Source organism: Pseudomonas sp. TUM25319 (genome assembly GCF_056388475.1).
On record NZ_CM150751.1, the window covers coordinates 2327601 to 2347362 of the forward strand.

17 protein-coding genes, 1 other RNA gene and 1 pseudogene are annotated in these 19762 nt (G+C 61.1%); 10 read left to right on the forward strand and 9 right to left on the reverse strand.

Going from position 1 to position 19762, the window contains the following annotated elements:
* Positions 1–66 precede the first annotated feature (66 nt).
* The 4 genes from ligA (at position 67) to AC05QJ_RS11010 (ending at position 4984) form a co-directional block, all read left to right on the forward strand.
* Positions 67–2424 (forward strand): NAD-dependent DNA ligase LigA, encoded by a 2358-nt coding sequence (gene ligA, locus AC05QJ_RS10995; protein ID WP_476746884.1) that lies wholly within the window; start codon positions 67–69, stop codon positions 2422–2424.
* 269 nt (positions 2425–2693) lie between these two features.
* Positions 2694–2790, forward strand: an RNA gene (gene ffs / locus AC05QJ_RS11000) — signal recognition particle sRNA small type.
* A 455-nt stretch (positions 2791–3245) separates the two neighbouring features.
* Complete coding sequence (locus AC05QJ_RS11005) at positions 3246–4055, forward strand: hypothetical protein (RefSeq protein WP_476746885.1); 810 nt, start codon at positions 3246–3248, stop codon at positions 4053–4055.
* A 707-nt stretch (positions 4056–4762) separates the two neighbouring features.
* Positions 4763–4984 carry a hypothetical protein gene (locus AC05QJ_RS11010; protein ID WP_476746886.1) on the forward strand — a complete coding sequence of 74 codons (222 nt, stop codon included), beginning with the start codon at positions 4763–4765 and terminating at the stop codon, positions 4982–4984.
* A gap of 26 nt (positions 4985–5010) precedes the next feature.
* On the opposite strand, the gene AC05QJ_RS11015 is transcribed toward AC05QJ_RS11010, so the two are convergent.
* Positions 5011–5727, reverse strand: coding sequence for a DUF4225 domain-containing protein (locus AC05QJ_RS11015; protein WP_476746887.1), 717 nt, complete (start codon positions 5725–5727; stop codon positions 5011–5013).
* Positions 5724–6206: an Hcp family type VI secretion system effector gene (locus tag AC05QJ_RS11020; RefSeq protein ID WP_476746888.1), complete on the reverse strand. Its 483-nt coding sequence runs from the start codon at positions 6204–6206 to the stop codon at positions 5724–5726. Before AC05QJ_RS11020 ends, AC05QJ_RS11015 begins: the two co-directional genes overlap by 4 nt.
* A 475-nt stretch (positions 6207–6681) precedes the next feature.
* On the opposite strand from AC05QJ_RS11020, the gene AC05QJ_RS11025 reads away from it, so the two are divergent.
* The gene (locus AC05QJ_RS11025; RefSeq protein WP_476746889.1) at positions 6682–7695 is read left to right on the forward strand and encodes a hypothetical protein; all 1014 of its coding nucleotides are present in this window, start codon (positions 6682–6684) and stop codon (positions 7693–7695) included.
* A gap of 69 nt (positions 7696–7764) precedes the next feature.
* Here AC05QJ_RS11025 and AC05QJ_RS11030 read toward each other — a convergent pair whose 3' ends face one another.
* Positions 7765–7986: a hypothetical protein gene (locus AC05QJ_RS11030; protein WP_476746890.1), complete on the reverse strand. Its 222-nt coding sequence runs from the start codon at positions 7984–7986 to the stop codon at positions 7765–7767.
* A gap of 438 nt (positions 7987–8424) precedes the next feature.
* On the opposite strand from AC05QJ_RS11030, the gene AC05QJ_RS11035 reads away from it, so the two are divergent.
* From AC05QJ_RS11035 to recR, 4 genes are all read left to right on the forward strand, one after another.
* Complete coding sequence (locus AC05QJ_RS11035; protein WP_476746891.1) at positions 8425–9330, forward strand: tetratricopeptide repeat protein; 906 nt, start codon at positions 8425–8427, stop codon at positions 9328–9330.
* 324 nt (positions 9331–9654) lie between these two features.
* On the forward strand, positions 9655–11733 hold the full coding sequence (gene dnaX, locus AC05QJ_RS11040; RefSeq protein WP_476746892.1) for a DNA polymerase III subunit gamma/tau: 2079 nt from the start codon (positions 9655–9657) through the stop codon (positions 11731–11733).
* Between the two features lie 65 nt (positions 11734–11798).
* The gene (locus AC05QJ_RS11045) at positions 11799–12125 is read left to right on the forward strand and encodes a YbaB/EbfC family nucleoid-associated protein (protein ID WP_075802553.1); all 327 of its coding nucleotides are present in this window, start codon (positions 11799–11801) and stop codon (positions 12123–12125) included.
* Between the two features lie 93 nt (positions 12126–12218).
* Positions 12219–12821, forward strand: a complete 603-nt coding sequence (gene recR, locus AC05QJ_RS11050) for a recombination mediator RecR (RefSeq protein WP_476746893.1) — start codon at positions 12219–12221, stop codon at positions 12819–12821.
* Between the two features lie 133 nt (positions 12822–12954).
* On the opposite strand, the gene AC05QJ_RS11055 is transcribed toward recR, so the two are convergent.
* Both AC05QJ_RS11055 and fnrA read right to left on the reverse strand, forming a co-directional pair.
* A complete protein-coding gene (locus tag AC05QJ_RS11055; protein ID WP_476746894.1) occupies positions 12955–13503 on the reverse strand; it encodes an adenine phosphoribosyltransferase in 549 nt (182 codons plus the stop codon).
* Positions 13504–13557: 54 nt separating this feature from the next.
* Positions 13558–14292 (reverse strand): Crp/Fnr family transcriptional regulator FnrA, encoded by a 735-nt coding sequence (fnrA, locus tag AC05QJ_RS11060; RefSeq protein WP_476746895.1) that lies wholly within the window; start codon positions 14290–14292, stop codon positions 13558–13560.
* 157 nt (positions 14293–14449) lie between these two features.
* On the opposite strand from fnrA, the gene AC05QJ_RS11065 reads away from it, so the two are divergent.
* The gene (locus tag AC05QJ_RS11065; RefSeq protein ID WP_476746896.1) at positions 14450–14908 is read left to right on the forward strand and encodes a hypothetical protein; all 459 of its coding nucleotides are present in this window, start codon (positions 14450–14452) and stop codon (positions 14906–14908) included.
* Here AC05QJ_RS11065 and hemN read toward each other — a convergent pair.
* From hemN to AC05QJ_RS11085, 4 genes and pseudogenes are all read right to left on the reverse strand, one after another.
* Positions 14905–16287, reverse strand: coding sequence for an oxygen-independent coproporphyrinogen III oxidase (gene hemN / locus AC05QJ_RS11070; protein WP_476746897.1), 1383 nt, complete (start codon positions 16285–16287; stop codon positions 14905–14907). The genes AC05QJ_RS11065 and hemN overlap by 4 nt on opposite strands.
* Positions 16288–16370: 83 nt before the next feature.
* On the reverse strand, positions 16371–17054 hold the full coding sequence (locus AC05QJ_RS11075) for a sulfite exporter TauE/SafE family protein (RefSeq protein WP_476746898.1): 684 nt from the start codon (positions 17052–17054) through the stop codon (positions 16371–16373).
* Positions 17047–17262 (reverse strand): cbb3-type cytochrome oxidase assembly protein CcoS, encoded by a 216-nt coding sequence (gene ccoS / locus AC05QJ_RS11080; protein ID WP_476746899.1) that lies wholly within the window; start codon positions 17260–17262, stop codon positions 17047–17049. The genes AC05QJ_RS11075 and ccoS overlap by 8 nt, the downstream gene beginning before the upstream one ends.
* Positions 17244–19728 (reverse strand): annotated as a pseudogene (locus AC05QJ_RS11085) (heavy metal translocating P-type ATPase). The gene ccoS and the pseudogene AC05QJ_RS11085 overlap by 19 nt, the downstream one beginning before the upstream one ends.
* Positions 19729–19762 lie beyond the last annotated feature (34 nt).

Below are 19762 nucleotides of genomic sequence, written 5' to 3' on the forward strand. Positions count from 1 at the left end.
ATCGCTTCATAGAAGAAACGCAAGAGCAGCTCCGGCTGCTCTTTTGCTTTGCAAGAGACCACGCCCATGAAAGCCCAAACCCGAATCCTCGAACTGCGCGCCGAGCTCGACCAGCACAACTACCGCTACTACGTGCTCGACGAGCCCAGCGTGCCGGACGCCGAGTACGACCGCCTGTTCCGCGAACTGCAGGCCCTGGAAGCCGAGCACCCGGAACTGGTCACCGAGGACTCGCCGACCCAGCGCGTCGGAGGTGCGGCGCTCTCGGCCTTCAGCCAGGTCCGCCATGAGGTCCCCATGCTCAGCCTGGGCAACGCCTTCGAGGAAACCGACCTGCGGGAATTCGATCGCCGCGTGGTAGAAGGCCTCGACCTGCCGGCCGGCGACCTGTTCGGTGGTGGTGCGCCGGTGGACTACAGTTGCGAGCCGAAGCTGGACGGCCTGGCGGTGAGCCTGCTGTACCGCAACGGCCAACTGGTGCAAGGCGCTACCCGTGGTGACGGCACTACGGGCGAAGACATCAGCGTCAACGTTCGTACCATTCGCAACGTCCCGCTCAAGCTTCAGGGTGATGGCTGGCCGGAGGTGCTGGAGGTACGCGGCGAAGTGTTCATGAGCAAGGCCGGCTTCGAGCGCCTCAACGCGGCGCAAGCCGAGATCGGCGGCAAGACGTTCGCCAACCCGCGCAACGCCGCCGCCGGCAGCCTGCGCCAACTGGATTCGAAGATCACCGCCAGCCGCCCGCTGGAATTCTGCTGCTACGGTATCGGCCAGGTGTCGGCGCCGGTGGGCGATACCCATATCGGCATTCTCGAACAGCTCAAGGCGTGGGGCATGCCCATCAGCCGCGAGCTGAAGCACGCCGCCGGGATCGAGGAATGCCTGGCCTACTACCACGACATCGGCGCCCGGCGTAACGACCTGCCGTACGAAATCGACGGCGTGGTGTTCAAGGTCAACAGCCTGGCCTCGCAGCGCGAACTGGGCTTCCGCGCCCGTGAGCCACGCTGGGCCATCGCCCACAAATTCCCGGCCATGGAAGAGCTGACCGAAGTCCTCGACGTGGAATTCCAGGTGGGCCGTACCGGCGCCGTCACCCCGGTGGCGCGCCTCAAGCCGGTCAAGGTCGCGGGCGTCACCGTGGCCAACGCCACCTTGCACAACATGGATGAAGTGGCGCGCCTGGGCGTGATGATTGGCGACACCGTCATCATCCGCCGTGCCGGCGACGTGATTCCGCAAGTCATGCAAGTGGTGATTGAGCGCCGCGACCCGAACGCCGTACGCCCGGTGCAGATCCCTACCGAATGCCCGGTGTGCGGCTCGCAGGTCGAGCGTACCCAACTGGTCAAGCGCAGCAAGGGCAAGGAAACCGTCAGCGAGGGCGCGGTGTACCGCTGCGTCGGTCGCCTGGCCTGTGCCGCCCAGCTCAAGCAGGCGATCATTCACTACGTCTCGCGCCGCGCCATGGATATCGAAGGCCTGGGCGAGAAAAGCGTCGAGCAACTGGTGGACGAGGGCCTGATCACCTCGCCGGCAGACCTCTACCGCCTGACCTACGAGCAAGTGGTCGAGCTGGAAGGCTTCGCCGAAGTCTCCAGCAACAAGCTGCTGGCCGCCATCGAAGACAGCAAGCGCCCGGGGCTGGCGCGTTTCATCTACGCTCTCGGCATTCCCGACGTGGGCGAAGAGACCGCCAAGGTCCTGGCCCGCTCCCTGGGTTCGTTGCAGCGCGTGATGAAGGCCTTGCCGCAAGTGCTGACCTACTTGCCGGACATCGGCCTTGAAGTGGCCTATGAGATCCACAACTTCTTCGAAGACGAGCACAACCGCAGCGTCATCCAGCAACTGCTGGACTGCGGCCTGCAACTGCAGGACGAAGGTGAACTGAGTGCCGAATTCGCTGCCAGCACCACCCTGGCCGGGATGATTGCCAAGCTCGACATTTCTTCGGTCGGTCCGACGGGTGCCGAAAAGCTCGTCGCCAAACTGGGCAGCCTGGACAAGATCATCGAAGCCGACGGCATCGACCTGCGCCAGGCCCTGGCGGCCAAGCAGGCCGAGGCGGTACGCGAGTTCTTCCTGGTCGACGCCAACCGCGAACTGGCCCGTGCCATCGAGGCGCAGTTGCTGGAGTTCGGCATGCACTGGGCCAGCGAGAAGAAAACCGCCGAAGGCTTGCCGCTGGCTGGCCAGACCTGGGTACTGACCGGCACCCTGGAGCGCATGAGCCGCGACATCGCCAAGGACAAACTGGAAAGCCTGGGTGCGAAAGTAGCCGGCTCCGTCTCGGGCAAGACCCACTGCGTGGTAGCGGGGCCGGGTGCCGGTTCCAAGCTGGCCAAGGCCAACGAGCTTGGTGTCAAGGTGCTTGACGAAGACGCCTTCGTCGAGTTTCTGGCCGGTCAGGGCATCGCCCTCTGAGGTGCCGCGACGCGCCCGGGTTGCCCCTTGTAGGAGCGGATTCATCCGCGATTGGGCGCAAAGCGCCCACAACCCCAGTGACCCCGGTATCCCTGGCACAACCGGCACTCAGGCTTTCGACAGCTTCGCCAGAAGGTCTGCAGCAACCTGTCCCTCTCGGACAAGTCCTTGAGAAATGATGATTTTTTTCTCACCCAAAGGTTGTAACTCTGCCGCAGACCGGTACAATGGCGCGGCTCGTCACCTGACGAGCTGCGTAATGGTGGCCCCATCGGTCCCCCCGCATTGATTACCCGTCAACCTGGTCAGGCCCGGAAGGGAGCAGCCATAGCGGGAACATCGAGTGCCGGGGTGTGGCTGGTGGGGCCGCCTCCATTTCTGGGGTTTGGAAATTCGCTTCAGGCCCCGTGTCTCCTAGCTTTCGTCCTCTTTTTTTGCACCCGTCTGTCCGGGGCTTTCGCTTGCCTGTGATTTGCAATTGGCATCGGTGGGACGGTGCCACTACGATAGGGCTTCTATGCGAGGAGCTAGGCTCTGTACGAAATGCATCCGAACTCGCCCATGCTGCGTTGAAAACAGGCTCGGAATGCTCATTTACAGCCAGTAAACTCCGCTTCCTCGCCTGTTTTCGCCTTGCCTGGCCTTCGCTCGAATACATTTCGTACAGAGCCTAGATATGGAAAAGGGACTGGAAAAGCGGGCGGACGCTGCGGATTTAATTTTTTGGTGAGGTAGCTGAAAAAATAAATCTGCCTTTTTCTTTATTCTCTTGGTCTTCTTTTGTTGCCGTTGGAATAGTTTTGCTATGGCAGGAAGCAAGCATGCATATGGTAGTGGATAGCAATCAACTTCAAAGTCCTCGGTTGAGAGCGTTTCTCGAGGCATCCAGTGCTAATCGCGTAGTGCTGACGGACTATGTCGCCATGGAAGCTCTTCAAGGTGATGCGGTCAAGAGTATTTGCAATGCTATGAGGATAATTGGTGCGTACTCTGAGCAGGTGATTGTCCTCAGGAATACGCAAGTGATCTGTCAATTAAGTGGTAGGGCTGCAGGATTGCAGAAACGCATGATTCACAAGGGGCAGACCGCTGGGTTTCCTGAATATATCCACAAGCTCAATGCAGCAGAGCGTGGCGATCAATCAGTCATGGCAGAGATCAGGAGAATGGCGCTAGACGAGAACCAGCAATTAGTTAGAATGCTGGATGACGCTTCTAAATTGGCACAGAATTTTGACAATCTTGCAGTGGACTTCGACAAGGAAGACCGCCGAAAGATACGAAGCGGTGAGCCTTATACTTCAAAAATGGTGGATGCTTTGATAAGGGCAGTCATGCAGATTTCGATGATACTGTTCAGAACTCATCCAAGGGCACCGCGGGTTCCAATATATAAAGAGCTGCACAATACTTTCATCTTTCGCAATGCTCTATGCTGCTACCTGCTTGCCCTCGAATGGGCTGCTAGTGGTGGTGCCAAGGATGCTACAGATCACAAGATACGAAATGACATGGTTGACTCTCATTTCGTTACCTATGCAACTTACTTTGATGGCCTTCTCACTAGAGATGCGAAGGCTATGAAACTGTATCGGAGAGCTCAAGAGATCCTGCATGTGGCTTTTGGTTAGAGTCGAAAAGGGGCACTTGCCCTAGGCGGGCGCAGAAAAATAAATCGTCCCCTTCTCAGCTTGTCCCTTTTCAACTTTTTAATTTGTCTATTCTCCGAAAAAGAGACGCGAAAGGAGACGGATTTATTTTTGGATTGGTGCAGTAGTTCGAAAATAAATTTAACTCTTTTCCTGCCCCCTTTGTTGCCAGGATTTACAGGGTGGGGTTCATAATTTCCGCCTGAGCCGAAAAAGTCTCCAAGGCTCCCACTGCGTTGGAATAGCAAAGCAGTGAAGAAAAATGCAAGCGACTGCAACCCATTCTACGACAGGGTGATTCTTGACTAGTCCCGGAAAGCACTCAAAAAATAGTATGCATTCGTTCTGAGTAAGCTCTATATAAGAAAATGTCAAGACGGCGTTGGTGAACATGATTGTGACGGCTGCCGGGGTTTTGTAGTTTTTTCCAGAAAATCTATATTTAAGGTAGTAGCAGAAAATCACACCAACTATTGCGCAGGGCAGGAATATGTAGGTGGTCATTATTGTCTCTTTATGGTTCTGATTGTTTATTCAGTCAAATATTGTGGCTATGAAGAAATCGCATATTTAATTTCAGTAGATGTGGTTTTCGGTTCGTGAGTCTGAAAGGCTCTCTACTTTAAAACGTTGTTTTTTGATTTTCGAGTCCAGTATCTTGGTTTCCACTCCACTGGAAAGGCAAGGCAGTGGAGGACAACAAATGCAAGAGCCGCCCAGCTCAAGACTGGGTAGTCAAAGTGAATCTCTGGAAAGCAACCAATGAACATAACGCAGCGATTTTTTACGATCTCGAGGTGGAAAACTCCAAATGGAAAATTGCCTATCGCACAAATTATAAAATACTGTTTTTTGAAGTTTTTTCCGGAGAATTTATTTCTAAGCATATAGGCAATGCCGAGAATAAATGAAGAGCATAATATATACGCTGTTGTGATCACTCTTCGAATTCCTTCCGTACTCCAGTAGCTGTCACCCATCCCATGTAAGCCTCAAAAAATAGTCCTCCCTTTCCCATCAGAGTGTAAGCAGGTACATAATCACTTCCTGTCCATGCAAAAAGTCTCCAGGCTCCTGGTCTTAGAACAGGTCTAAATAGCCCGTAACCAGCCAGTCCAATGTCAACCAAACCGTAAACGACGGTGCCTTGGCTTTTGGTGCCGCCTGCGCTAACGGCAGCCTTTTGATACAAGCTTTTCAAAGGACCGACAGTATCGGATCGTCCTGTCAAAAGGTTCGCAGTGTTTTCATAAAAATTATTACTGCCATGGGCGATCATTGGCACTCCTGCAATAGCACAAGCGGTCATAGCAGATACATAGCAAATTCCAGCTCCAGTTAACGCTGTCACTCCCCCGGCAAAGGCTCCTCCTACCTGGTTGATAACATCCAATGCACTTTTCTGGAGTTGTTTGTGTTCGATACTGATCCGGCGTAGTCCTTCTTCCGTCCTGATCCTCCCACTCCTCACATCCTCCAGAATCTGCCGCACGTAGTACGCCATCGTCCGGTTGAAGCGCCCTCGCAGCACCCCATCCTTGATATGCCGCGAACTGACAATGCAGGCATATTGCGTCAGGTTCGCGGCGCTTTGATGCAACTCCCAGGACTCTTCCGGGAACCACTCTGGCGAAGACGAAGGTCGTTTATTCATTCGTCCATCCCCCAGAAGGCATAGCCATCAGTACTGGCGACATGGTGAGTCCAGGTGATCTGCTCGTAGCGCAGCACGACTTGTTCGGTCGGCGGAGCATCGGTGAACATCAATACGTTGGGCACATCGAGGGTCAGTCCTACGATTCGTGCCGCTATCAGCCTCAGGGTGTAGTACTTCTGCTGGCCGCCATTGGCGGTCCGATACAGATCGATCTCGCACGACAGTTCTTCCCGGTCGGCCATGGCCTGCGCCAGCAAGGGGGAGGATTTGTCCAAGTGCTTGTGGATAACCAGAGGATTGTGCACCGCGCTGGAGACATTGCTGACAGTACTCATCGCATGATTCAGAGCCAGCACGAGGATCTGGTCGGTATGTCCGATCTGGCATTTGTTGCCAATCGAGTCTTGGGTGGAACACCCGGCCGAGATCAGGCCCATCTTCTTGCCGTTGATAGTCATGTAGCTGTGGTTGGCCATCGTTCGAACGCCTTGTAGGTAGGAGTTCGCAGGCTAGGGAAGAGAAATGGCGATGTCTGTGGGACGTTTCCCAAGGAACCTGCGGAAATTCCGCAAGCTGACAGTTGCTCAGAGAAAACCACAGCGAAAAGGCCGCGGAGCTGGAGCTCCGTGGCCTTTCTTCATACCGGCCCGCTCTCCGGCGGAGCCGTCACGGCAACCATCAAAAGTGCCCTGGACATTCGCATCTCCACCAATGCGTCATTGAGCATGCCTTGGTGATTACCGTTGTGCAGGGCGAGCAGGGTCGCTGCAGTGAAGATTGCGTTTTCGAGCTCTGGAATCGCACCTGGTGCGTCGGTATCTGATACCCGAATGATAGGGCCTTTGGGGTGCTGCTTGAGGGGCGGGTCAATGGCAGCAATCGGCCCGGGCTGTGTGAAAACACAAGCGATTGTCTAATCTTCTGATTGTCGTGATCGTGGCAGGGACAATCATGAAACGATTGATTGAGGATGAGGCTCGGACGCAGGTCACATTGGTGCCGAAGTGTCTGGACGACCCTGAGGGCGCAGCCATTGGCCAAGAAACGGGCGTCCCGTCCCTGCCGGAATCAAACATGCGGAAACGTGTCACTGCCATGGCGCTGCTGGCGCTTGCCGGCTGCTCTACCCATACCGGCCAGACGGGTCAGATGATCGCTGATTCCGCCAAGGACGGCGACGTTCTTGGTGTCGGGATCATGAGCGTTACCCTGCCTTTCATGCTTCTCATGGATGTCGCCACTTTGGGCAACACCCAGGATGACGAAGGCACGGAAAGCGTCGCCACAGCGGCGCAGCAATCGGCAACCACCTACACCGTAAGTCCAGACCAGGAGCAGGTCGCGGCTCACTGTCAGGAAGAGATTGCTGCCCTGACAAACGCACAAAGCTGTACCACCTATCCCCGGTTCTGCGGTCAATACATAGAAACCGCTCTCGGTGGAGCGAAAGACAATAATACGTGGTCTTTGGTCTCCTACGAAAAACGCCTTGGCCTTATCCAGCACGACATAGATAAGCTCAAGGAGTGCGCCGCAGACGAGGAGTGTTACACCACTGCCCCGTACGGCAATGGTGATGCCGAGTACCAAATACTCATGGCGTGCGCCAAGGACTATAAGCTGAGTGTGCTCAAGGCCACCGGTAACCCTGACAAAGAAACGGCCGAAATCACTGGCGGCAACAAATCGGGTTTGACGTTCGCCTCCGGCGACTGCGAGACCCGCAAGCAAATCGTAATCAACACCAAGATCCCCGATAACGCCTCCGTCACCAGCAGCAACGAGACGGTAATGTTCATGACCAGGACGGCCATCGATATGATCGATGGAGGATGTCCTGGCGGCACCCCTCAACAGCGGATCGATGAACGCAAGCGGTACATGGACGCCTACACCGCCGCCGAAAATGCATGCAATGCCGTGCAGTCCGGCGACCGAAAATGCGCGCCTCAGAAACATTTCTGACTGCCTGCTTTACAAGAAAGCCACTGAGTAGAACTCCGTGGCTTTCGTTCGTGCCGGCGTGATCATTAACTAAGCGGTTGCCGCAAGTCCCAGCAGCGCTTTGGTAATCCTCAGGTTGAACAACGCATTGCTGAGCATTTGCTGATGCCGCACTTCGGGCGGGTCGGGGAGATAGGTGGTCTGGAGGATGGCTTTGTTGAGATATTCCGTTGCCCGGTTAATGGCGTCTTCGCGGGAAAGGTCGGGGCTGACGTAGAACGCGGTGGGCGGATCGGGGACGAGCTTTTTCATGGCGAATCTCCATATTTGATGAAGTCGTCACGGGTCGCTGCTAAACGAAGGGTGGCGACTGTACGCGGGTTAGCAGACCGGAAATATGGAAACCGGCGCACCCGAAGGTGCCCACGCGCACAGCCGCCATGACAGGCGTGCTGTTACGTCCATATTTCGGACTGCTAATCCGGTCGTCGATTTGGCGACGACCGAGGCAGACTAGGCACCGTTTCCAAGGGACGCAACCACCAAGCGGGGCTCGGGAGTATGCTTGGGAAATTGCCTACAAGAAAGTCGGAGTTCGGTGAAGTATTCCGGCTAAATGCAACATCTTGTGGCTACTGACTTCACTTATCCAAGTCAGCAAGAATGGCCTCGTACAGCACCTTTCCTTGGCCCTGCAATTGGCGTCGCAGGTATGATGGCGCCCTTTTCTTGAATGGATGCAGGGAAGCCATGTTCAAAGCGCTGTCTTTATTGTTGATTCTGACCGCAGTCACGGGCTGTCAGACCCTGACCCGGCCTGGTGATTTCGACAGTCCGATCGTTGGTTGGCGATGCATGGCACTTGCCGGCAAGAAGCCCTTCGAGCGCAGCAATCTGCTTTACATCCAGAGCTACGCCAGTTACGGCAATGCCACGTGCAAGGCAATGCTGGGCAAGATGTATCAAGAAGGCGGATACGGCGTCGATCAGGATTTCAGCAAGGCCCGGGCGCTGTTCGTCGAGGCTGCCCAGCTGAGTCCGGCCAACAACCTTCTGCTCGGACAGATGGCCGAGCGTGGCGAGGGTGAGCCGGTGGATTACGCCAAAGCGCGCGCGTTCTATCGCCTCTCGGGCAAGAATGCGGCATTGCCCCTAGGGCGACTGATGGAAGAAGGGAAGGGCGGCCCGCAGGATTTACCGGGTGCCCTGGCGCTTTATCTGGAGTCGGTCGAGCACTTTGGTGACGATGCCTGGAAGGCGATGAACCGTTTGCATAAGCAGGGGCAAGCGCTTGATGAAGCGCAGGCGCAGCGGTATCGGCAACTCTGGGTGACCGGTTTCGTGAAGCAGCAACAAAGGCGCATGGCTGTTCGGGAAGTGTTCGAGGCGGTCAATGCCACCGGCAAAACCTGGAAGGTGACGCTGTCCTATCGCTTCACGGCAGACAGTGGCGTGCCTCAAGTCACCATGGTCGAGCGCTCGGGGGATGCCACTATCGATAGCTGGATCATGAAGGCTGCGGCGCGGATCACGATGCAGGACTCAGCGCCACTGCCCGATGAGGCGGGTGAGCGGGAGGTTCGAGCGCCGCTTGTGTTCTCGCCTCAGGACACCCGGTACATGTTCGGGCTATGCGGAAGAAAACCCTGCAGTTGAGGGTGCGCGCAGGAATGCCTGCCCAGCACTCTATTGCTCTACCTTCTCGATCCTGCCGCCGCACGCCACGAACTTCTTGCGGTAATCGCATTCACCTCGGCGGGGCGGTGCATTCGCTATCGCCATCGCTGGCAAGCCAGCTCCCACAAGGTTCCGGGCCAGCCGCGCTGGCCGTGACGCCGAAGTCGAATGCAGGCAGCACAAGACAGTTGCTCTCGCGGGTTTGCGGCGGCACCTGCGCAGCCCGAATGGCAGGATGCAATTTTGCCCCCGCTCCGCTAGGATTAGCGGTCTCTCCGCCCGTTCAGGTTACGATGGTTTTTCATGAGTTATCAGGTTCTTGCACGTAAATGGCGTCCGCGCTCGTTCCGCGAAATGGTCGGCCAGACCCATGTGCTCAAGGCCCTGATCAACGCGCTGGACAATCAGCGTCTGCACCACGCCTACCTGTTCACCGGGACACGCGGTGTCGGCAAGACCACTATCGCGCGGATCATCGCCAAGTGCGTCAACTGTGAAACCGGCATTACCTCGACGCCCTGCGGCACCTGTTCGGTGTGCCGGGAGATCGACGAGGGCCGGTTCGTCGACCTGATCGAGATCGACGCCGCGAGCCGGACCAAGGTCGAGGACACCCGCGAACTGCTCGACAACGTGCAGTACGCGCCAAGCCGCGGGCGCTTCAAGGTCTACCTGATCGACGAAGTGCACATGCTGTCCAGCCACTCCTTCAACGCCTTGCTCAAGACGCTGGAAGAGCCGCCGCCCTACGTCAAGTTCATCCTCGCCACCACCGATCCGCAGAAGCTTCCTGCGACCATCCTGTCGCGCTGCCTGCAGTTTTCCCTGAAGAACATGACCCCCGAGCGTGTGGTCGAGCACCTGAGCCATGTGCTGGGCGTCGAGAACGTGCCGTTCGAGGACGATGCGCTGTGGCTGCTGGGTCGTGCCGCCGATGGCTCGATGCGCGACGCCATGAGCCTGACCGACCAGGCCATTGCCTTCGGTGAAGGCAAGGTGCTCGCCGCCGATGTGCGGGCGATGCTCGGTACGCTGGATCATGGTCAGGTCTACGGGGTGTTGCAGGCGCTGCTCGAAGGCGATGCCCGGGCGCTGCTCGAAGCGGTGCGGCATCTGGCCGAGCAGGGGCCGGACTGGAACGGCGTGCTGTCGGAAATGCTCAACGTGCTGCACCGTGTCGCCATTGCCCAGGCCCTGCCGGAGGCGGTGGACAACGGCCAGGGCGATCGCGAGAAGGTGCTGGCGCTGGCCCAGGCACTGCCGGCCGAAGACGTGCAGTTCTACTACCAGATGGGCCTGATCGGTCGCCGCGACTTGCCGCTGGCGCCGGATCCGCGCGGTGGCTTCGAGATGGTGCTGTTGCGCATGCTGGCGTTCCGTCCGGCCGACAGCGGCGATGCACCGGGTACGACGCTAAAGCCAGTGGGGATCAGCCAGGCCACGACTGATTCCCCGGCACCGGTGGCCCAGGCCCCGGTTGCGCTCGCCGCACCCGCGCCCGAGCCTGTCGCGGCTCCGGCTCCGGCTCCGGCTCCGGCTCCGGCTCCGGCTCCGGCTCCGGCTCCGGCTCCCGTCGCCGAGCCTGAGGCTGTACCTGAGGCAGAGCCCGTGGTCGAAGCTCAACCTGAACCGAAACCTGTGGTGGAGGCCATCAACCCGCCATGGGAAGACTTGCCGCCGCCAGTCGAGCCTGCGTCGCAACCGACACCGGAACCTGAGGCCGTGCCTGAGCCCGAGCCTGCTCCGGTCGTGGCCGCGTCCAGCGACCGGCGCGACGAACCGCCTCCGCTGGACGAACACGCCTTCGCCCCGGCGGGCATGGACCGCGATGACGAACCGCCGCCGGATGATGATTACTACGACGGCGAGGTCGATCCTGCCGGCTTCAGCTATCTGGACGAGCTGGCTACCGAGCACGCTGCCGAGCTGACGCCCAAGGCCGAAGCCGAGCCCGAGCCTGCCGCCGCTCCGGCCACCGGGTTGGCCCTGCAATGGCTGGAAATGTTCCCGAGCCTGCCGATCTCCGGCATGACCGCTAACATTGCCGCCAACTGTACGTTGATCGCTGCCGAGGGTGACCATTGGCTGCTGCACCTGGATCCGGGCCACAGCGCGCTGTTCAACGCCACCCAGCAACGCCGGCTGAACGATGCCCTCAACCAGCACCTGGGCCGCACCCTGACGCTGACCATCGAGCTGATCCGGCCCGAGCAGGAAACCCCGGCCCAGGCGGCGGCGCGCAAGCGGGCCGACCGCCAGCGCGAGGCGGAGGAGTCGATCGAGAACGATCCGTTCATCCAGCAGATGATCCAGAAGTTCGGTGCTACCGTGCGCCACGATACTATTGAACCTGTCGACGTCCTGGTCAGCCAGGGCGAATAACCGGATACCCCAGCGTCGCGCCCCGTGGGCGACGTGCCAAGTAACTTGATACCGAGGTGATTCCCATGATGAAAGGTGGCATGGCCGGCCTGATGAAGCAGGCACAGCAGATGCAGGAAAAGATGGCCAAGATGCAGGAAGAACTGGCCAACGCCGAAGTGACCGGTCAATCCGGCGCCGGTCTGGTCAGCGTGGTCATGACCGGCCGTCATGACGTCAAGCGCATCAGCCTGGACGACAGCCTGATGCAGGAAGACAAGGAAGTGCTGGAAGACCTGATCGCCGCCGCCGTCAATGATGCCGTGCGCAAGGTCGAGCAGAGCAGCCAGGAAAAAATGGGCGGCATGACCGCCGGCATGCAGTTGCCGCCTGGTTTCAAAATGCCGTTCTAAGCGGGCATTCGTTCTACCCGGTGGGAGCACGGCCGTGAGGCTGTCGCTCCCATCGTCGTTTCTCCCCATTCGTGATCTGCCAGGCCTCTTACCATGAGCTTCAGCCCCCTGATTCGCCAGTTGATCGATGCCCTGCGCACCCTGCCGGGCGTGGGTCAGAAAACCGCCCAGCGCATGGCCTTGCAGTTGCTCGAACGCGACCGCAGCGGTGGTGTGCGTCTGGCCCAGGCCTTGAGCCAGGCCATGGAAGGCGTCGGGCATTGCCGCCAGTGCCGCACCCTCACCGAGCAGGAACTCTGCCCGCAATGCGCTGACCCGCGACGTGACGACACGCTGTTGTGCGTGGTGGAGGGGCCGATGGACGTGTATGCGGTGGAGCAGACCGGTTATCGCGGGCGTTACTTCGTGCTCAAGGGGCATTTGTCGCCGCTCGATGGCCTGGGGCCGGAGGCGATCGGGATTCCGCAACTGATGGCGCGGATCGAGGAGCAGGGCAGTTTCACCGAGGTGATTCTGGCAACCAACCCGACGGTGGAAGGCGAGGCGACCGCGCATTACATCGCGCAGTTGCTGGCGGACAAGGGGCTGGTGGCATCGCGGATTGCCCATGGGGTGCCGCTGGGCGGGGAGCTGGAGCTGGTGGACGGCGGGACGCTGGCTCACTCGTTTGCGGGGCGCAAGCCGATTTCGCTTTGAGTCTTGTGGTGTTGCCGAGGGCCCTATCGCCGGCAACGCCGGCTCCCACAAGGTTTTGCATCGATCACAAGATCCAGGTCCGACGCGAAACCTGTGGGAGCCGGCGTGGCCGGCGATGAGGCCTGAAAGCCGATCAGTATTCGCTGAGCGAAAACTCGGTCAGGCAGAAGGTTGGAATCCCGGCGTCCTGCAGTTTCTGCGAGCCGCCCAGTTCCGGCAGGTCGATGATCGCCGCCGCCTCGAACACCGCCGCGCCCATGCGCCGCACCAGGTTGGCTGCTGCCAGCAGGGTGCCGCCGGTGGCGATGAGGTCATCGAAAATCAGTACCTGGTCGCCTTCGCACAGGCTGTCGGCGTGCACTTCCAGGAAGGCCTGGCCGTACTCGGTCTGGTAGCCCTCGGCGATCACGTCGGCGGGCAGCTTGCCCTGCTTGCGGAACAGGATCAGTGGCTTGTTCAACTGGTGGGCGATGATCGAGCCGATCAGAAAGCCGCGGGCATCCATGGCGCCGATATGGCTGAACTCGGCCTCGACGTAGCGCTCGATGAACTGGTCGGCGACATAGCGCAGGCCACGCGGCGACTGGAACAGCGGGGTGATGTCACGGAAGATCACGCCGGGCTTGGGGAAGTCCACTACCGGGCGGATCAGGGATTTGAGGTCGAAGCTTTCGCTTGGCATGGAGCGGGTATCCTGAAAGGCAAAACGCCGCTCAGTATACCCGTTTAACCCGGGTCAGGCTTCCAGTGCACCACCGGCCAGCGCACAGAGCTGGATCGGATCGAGGATCCGCACTTCCTTGCCTTCGGCTTCGATCAGGCCGTTCTGCTGGAAGCGGGTGAACACCCGCGACACGGTTTCTACCGCGAGGCCCAAATAGTTACCGATTTCGTTGCGCGACATGCTCAGGCGGAACTGGTTGGCCGAGTAACCTCGGGCGCGGAAGCGCGCGGAGAGGTTGACCAGGAAGGTGGCGATCCGCTCGTCGGCGGTCTTTTTCGACAGCAGCAGCATCATTTGCTGGTCGTCGCGGATTTCCCGGCTCATCACCCGCATCAACTGACGACGCAGTTGCGGCAGTTGCACCGACAGTTCATCAAGCCGTTCGAAGGGGATCTCACACACCGAGGTGGTTTCCTGCGCCTGGGCCGAGACCGGGTAGGTTTCGGTGTCCATGCCGGAGAGTCCGACCAGCTCGCTCGGCAAGTGGAAGCCGGTGATCTGCTCCTCGCCACCGTCGCTCAGGCTGAAGGTTTTCAGGGCGCCGGAGCGTACTGCGTAGACCGAACCGAAGTTGTCACCCTGCCGAAACAGAAACTCGCCTTTTTTCAGCGGACGACCCCGCTTGACGATTTCATCCAGTGCATCCATGTCTTCAAGATTCAGCGACAGAGGCAGGCACAGGGGCGCCAGGCTGCAGTCCTTGCAATGGGCCTGGTTATGAGGGCGCAGTTTAACTGGCTCGGACATTTCATCAATCCTTGTGGGAAAGCACACATAGAACACAAGGGTAACTCAGCCGGGCTACCTGAGGCCAGCTTGCTCTTTTTTGGTGCGCCTTTCGCTCAAGTTCGCGGCTTTGCCGCCGATGTACTGCCATGAATCCTTTTTCCGGGAAGGCCAGGCCATGTTGACCGTCGATATCAATAATGCTCGCCAGGCCGTTCTTGCCAGTGCCTCCAGTGCCCGTGCCGATCAGCCCGAAGAGGCCGCGCAGACCACTCCGGTGGCGTCCGAAGGGGTCAGGGTGCACCTGTCGCTCAAGGGCCTCGAAGTCGCCGCCAGGCAGCAGGGCGACAGCGATATCGACGAGAGCGGCTTGCCGGAGTCCATTCGTCAGTTGCTCAAGATGATCCGCAAGCTGCAAAAGGAGCTTGCCGAGGCCAACCGTCAGCTTCAGGCGCTAATGCGTGATCGCTCCCTCGATCCGGTGCAGATGCAGAAAAAGACTGCTGCCCTGCAGGCCCGGGTCAGTGCCTTGTCCGCCGCGTTGAACACCGTCAACTTCGGCCTGATCAAGGCCATGAGCCAGGCCAACCTGAGTCCGGACCAGGTCGGCAAGGCGATGAAACTTCTCGCCGCTTAAATCACCCGGGAAAACCGCTGGCGGTTGTTCAGGTCCAGGTACGCATCGAAGACCATGCACACCGAGCGCACCAGCAGGCGACCCGCCGGCAGCATGCTGATGCCGTCATTGCGCAGTTCGATCAGGCCGTCCCTGGCCATGCCTTCCAGTGCGGGCCACAGGTCCTTGAAGTAGCCGCGGAAATCGATGGTGAAGGCCTGTTCGATCCGCTCGAACTCCAGCTCGAAATGACAGATCAGGTCCTGGATAACGGCGCGACGCAGACGGTCGTCCTGGTTGCAGATGAGTCCGCGACGGGTGGCCAGTTGCGCGCCGTCCAGGGCGGTCTGGTATTCGTTGAGGTCGCTGCTGTTCTGGCAATAGAGATCGCCGATCTGGCTGATGGCCGAGACGCCCAGGCCGATCAGGTCGCAATGGCCGTGGGTGGTGTAGCCCTGGAAGTTGCGCTGCAGGGTGGATTCTTCCTGGGCGATGGCCAATTCGTCGTCGGGCAGGGCGAAGTGGTCCATGCCGATGTAGCGGTAGCCGGCCCGGGTCAGTTGTTCGATGGTGTTGTGCAGCATTTCCAGTTTCTGCGCCGGGGCCGGCAGGTCGTTGCTGTCGATGCGCCGCTGCGGCATGAAGCGCTCTGGCAGGTGGGCGTAGTTGAACACCGAAAGGCGGTCGGGTTGCAGCTTGATCACTTCTTCCACGGTACGGGCGAAGGCGTCCGGCGTCTGCTTGGGCAGGCCATAGATCAGGTCGAGGTTGATCGAGCGGAATTGCAGGGTGCGCGCCGCCTCGATGATGGTGCGGGTCTGCTCCAGGGTCTGCAGGCGGTTGATCGCTCGCTGCACCGCCGGGTCCAGGTCCTGGACGCCGAGGCTGACCCGGTTGAAGCCCAGTTCCCGCAGCAGGCCCATGGTCGACCAGTCCGCTTCGCGGGGGTCGATCTCGATGCCGTAGTCGCCGGAATCATCATCCAGCAGGTTGAAGTGCTTGCGCAGGTGGGCCATCAGCTGGCGCAGCTCGACGTGGCTGAGAAAGGTCGGGGTGCCGCCGCCCAGGTGCAGTTGTTCCACGGTCTGGCCGGGGTCGAGGTGGCAGGCGATCAACTGGATTTCCTGCTCCAGCCGTTGCAGGTAGGGCTGCGCGCGGGCGCGGTCCTTGGTGATGACCTTGTTGCAGGCGCAGTAGTAGCAGATGTTGGCGCAAAACGGCACGTGGACGTAGAGGGACAGCGGACGCGCCGCGCGGCGGCTGTCGCGCAGGGCGTGCAGGAGGTCGAAGGAACCGACTTCGCTGTGCAGTTGCACGGCGGTCGGATAGGAGGTGTAGCGCGGGCCGGCCAGATCGTAACGGCGAATCAGGTCAGAGTCCCATTGGAGGGCGTCGTGCATGGTGGCAGTCCCAGGAATTGCGGCAGTGTCCGGAGTCTAGGGAGCCACACGTACATCAGTGTTGATTTGCATCAAGGGCGCCTTCAGTGGCCCATCAGCCAGTGCTGGTGCGGGCCGGGCAGGGTCCAGAGGCCGAACAGGATCACCAGCAGCCCACCGGCGACCCGCACGCCCTTGCGTCGCAGCAGGGCATTGCTGCGTTCGGCGGCGAGGCCCGTGGCCAGCAGGACCGGCCAGGTGCCGACACCGAAGGCCAGCATCAGCAGGGCGCTGTTCAATGCGCTGCCCTGGCTCGCCGCCCACAGCAACGTGCTGTAGACCAGTCCGCACGGCAGCCAGCCCCACAGCGCACCCAGCAACAGGGCCCGCGGCACGCTGGAGACGGGCAGCAGTCGCGTGGCGACGGGCTGGATGTGCCGCCACAGGCCGCGGCCAAGGCGTTCGATGCGGGTCAGGCCGCTCCACCAGCCGGCCAGGTACAGCCCCATGCAGATCAGCAGCAGTGCCGCCACCACGCGCATGCCGGTGGCCAGCGGGCTGCCGGCCAGGGCCCAGCCGGCGAGGCCCAGCAGCAGGCCGGCACTGGCGTAGCTGAGGACGCGGCCGAGGTTGTAGGCCAGCAGCAGGCGCAGGCGTCGCCCGCGTTGCTCCGGGGGAATGGCCAGGGTCAGGGCGCCCATCAGGCCGCCGCACATCCCCAGGCAGTGGCCGCCGCCGAGCAGGCCGAGGATCAGTGCCGAGCTCAGCAGGGGCAGCAGTTCAACCACGGGCCGGCGGCTCTGGCTGGTCGTCTTCGCTGCTGTCCTGGCCTTTCACGGCGGCCTGGTGCTTCGGGTCCTGGTCGTCGAAGAGGATGCTGTGGGCCGGGCCGTCGAGGTCTTCGTACTGGCCGCTGTCCACCGCCCAGAAGAAGATGTAGATAGCGATGCCGACCAGGACCAGTGCAGCGGGAATCATCACGTAGAGGGCGGGCATGGGATCTCCTGGTCAGGCCGTCGCGGGCTGGTGGGCGCTGGCCGCACGCTGCGCGGTCGTGGCGCCGCGCACGCGGGTCAGGCGCAGGGCGTTGAGGACCACGATCAGCGAGCTGACCGACATGCCGACCGCCGCCCACACCGGTGTGATCCAGCCGAGGGCCGCGAACGGCAACATGAGGCCATTGTACAGCGCGGCCCAGAACAGGTTCTCGATGATGATCCGCCGCGTGCGCCGGGCCAGGCCGAAAGCCTGCACAAGGGTATCGAGGCGGTTGGACAGCAGCACCGCGTCGGCGCTGGTCTTGGCCAGGTCGGTGGCCGAGCCCATGGCGATGCTGATATCGGCGGCGGCCAGCACCGGTACGTCGTTGACCCCGTCGCCCAGCATCAGCACCTTGCGGCCCTCGGCCTGCAGGGCCTTGAGCCGTTGCAGCTTGTCGTCCGGGCGCAGGCCGCCGACGGCCTGGTCGATCTTCAGTTCGGCGGCGACGCTGGCCACCATCGGCGAGCTGTCGCCGGACAGCAGCAGGGTTTTCCAGCCGCGGGCACGGCAGGCGTCCAGCAGGTCGGCAGCGTCGTGACGCAGACGGTCGTCGAGGACGAACCAGGCCAGCGGCCCCTGTTCGTCACCCAGCAGCAGCCACTGGCCGGCTTCGTCGGGCATGGGCGGAACGGCCGCGCCGCTCATTTCACACACGAACGCCGCCTGGCCGATGCGCAGCCGGCGGGATTCCACTTGCCCCTCCAGCCCCAGGCCCGGCGTGCTCTGCACGGCATCGGCCACTGCCACGGTGCGGCCGAAGGCGCGGGCGATGGGGTGTTCGGAGCGGTTTTCCAGGGCGGCGGCCAGGCGCAGGCAATGGTCGGCGTCCAGCGTCGCCAGCGGGCGAATGGCGCGCAACGTCAGGCGACCTTCGGTGAGGGTGCCGGTCTTGTCGAAGATCACCGTGTCGATCTGGTTCAGGCCTTCCAGCACATGACCGCGGGTGAGCAGCAGGCCGAGGCCGTGCAGGGTGCCTGTGGCGGCGGTCAGGGCGGTCGGCGTGGCCAGCGACAGGGCGCAGGGGCAGGTGGCGACCAGCATGGCGAGAACGATCCAGAACGCCCGGTCGGCGTCGATCTGCCACCACAGCAGGCCGATGGCCAGGGCGGCGACCAGGCTGAACAGCAGGAACCACTGCGAGGCGCGGTCGGCAATTTCCGCCAGACGCGGTTTTTCCGACTGGGCCCGCTCCAGCAGGCGGACGATGGCCGAGAGGCGGGTGTCCTGGCCGAGGGCCTGGACCTGAACCACCAACGTACTTTCCACGTTCAGCGTGCCGGCGGTTACCCGGTCGCCGGTCTGGCGCGGGTGGGGCAGGTATTCTCCGGTGAGCAGCGACTCGTCGATGCTCGACTGGCCATCGACGATGCACCCGTCCGCAGGCAGCACGGCGCCGGGCTGGACCTGGATGCGGTCGCCGATCGCCAGTTCCCGCAGCAGGATGCGCTCGCTGTTGCCGGCCTCATCCAGGCGCAGGCACGAAGCCGGCAGCAGGTTGACCAGTTGTGCGGTGGCGGCTGCGGTGCGCTCGCGGGCGCGGCGTTCGAGGTAGCGGCCGGCGAGCAGGAACAGGGCGAACATGCCCACGGCGTCGAAATACAGTTCTCCGCTGCCGGTGATCGCGGTCCAGATTCCGGCGGCATAGGCCAGGCCGATGGCCAGCGACACCGAGACGTCCATGGTCAGGTGGCGGGTACGCAGGTCGCGGGCGGCACCGCGGAAGAAGGGGGCGCAACTGTAGAACACGATCGGCGTGGTGAGAAACATCGCCACCCAGCGCAGGATGGTGTGCATCTCCGGGCTGAGGTCGATATTGAATTCGGGCCAGGTGGCCATGGTCGCCATCATCGCCTGGAACCACAACAGTCCGGCGACGCCCAGTTGACGCAGGGCGGTGCGGTTTTCGCTGGCCAGTTGCTCGGCGGCGCGGTCGGCCTGGTAGGGGTGGGCGGCGTAACCGATCTGGCGCAGTTCGGCCAGCAGGTGTGACAGGGGTAACTGGCTGTCGGCCCAGCTCACCAGCAGGCGATGGTTGGACAGGTTGAGGCGGGCCTCGGCGACACCGGGCAGGGCACGCAGGTGTTTTTCGATCAGCCAGCCGCAGGCGGCGCAACTGATGCCTTCGATCAGCAGGGTGGTCTCGGCCAGCTCGCCCGCATGGCGGACGAAGGATTGCTGGACGTCGTCGCGGTCGTACAGGGCCAGCTCGTCCACCAGTTGGCGGGGCAGGGCGTCGGGGTTGGCGCTGGCTTCGCTGCGGTGCTGGTAGTAGTGCTCAAGCTTGCCGGCGACGATGGCCTCGGCCACCGCCTGGCAGCCCGGGCAGCAGAATGACCGCGGCTCGCCCAGGACGACAGCGGTGAACGAGCTGCCGGCAGGGACGGGCAGGGCGCAGTGGTAGCAAGGCGTGGGGCTGGTCATGACTGTCTTATCGCAGGTCTTTCGGTGGGGCCAT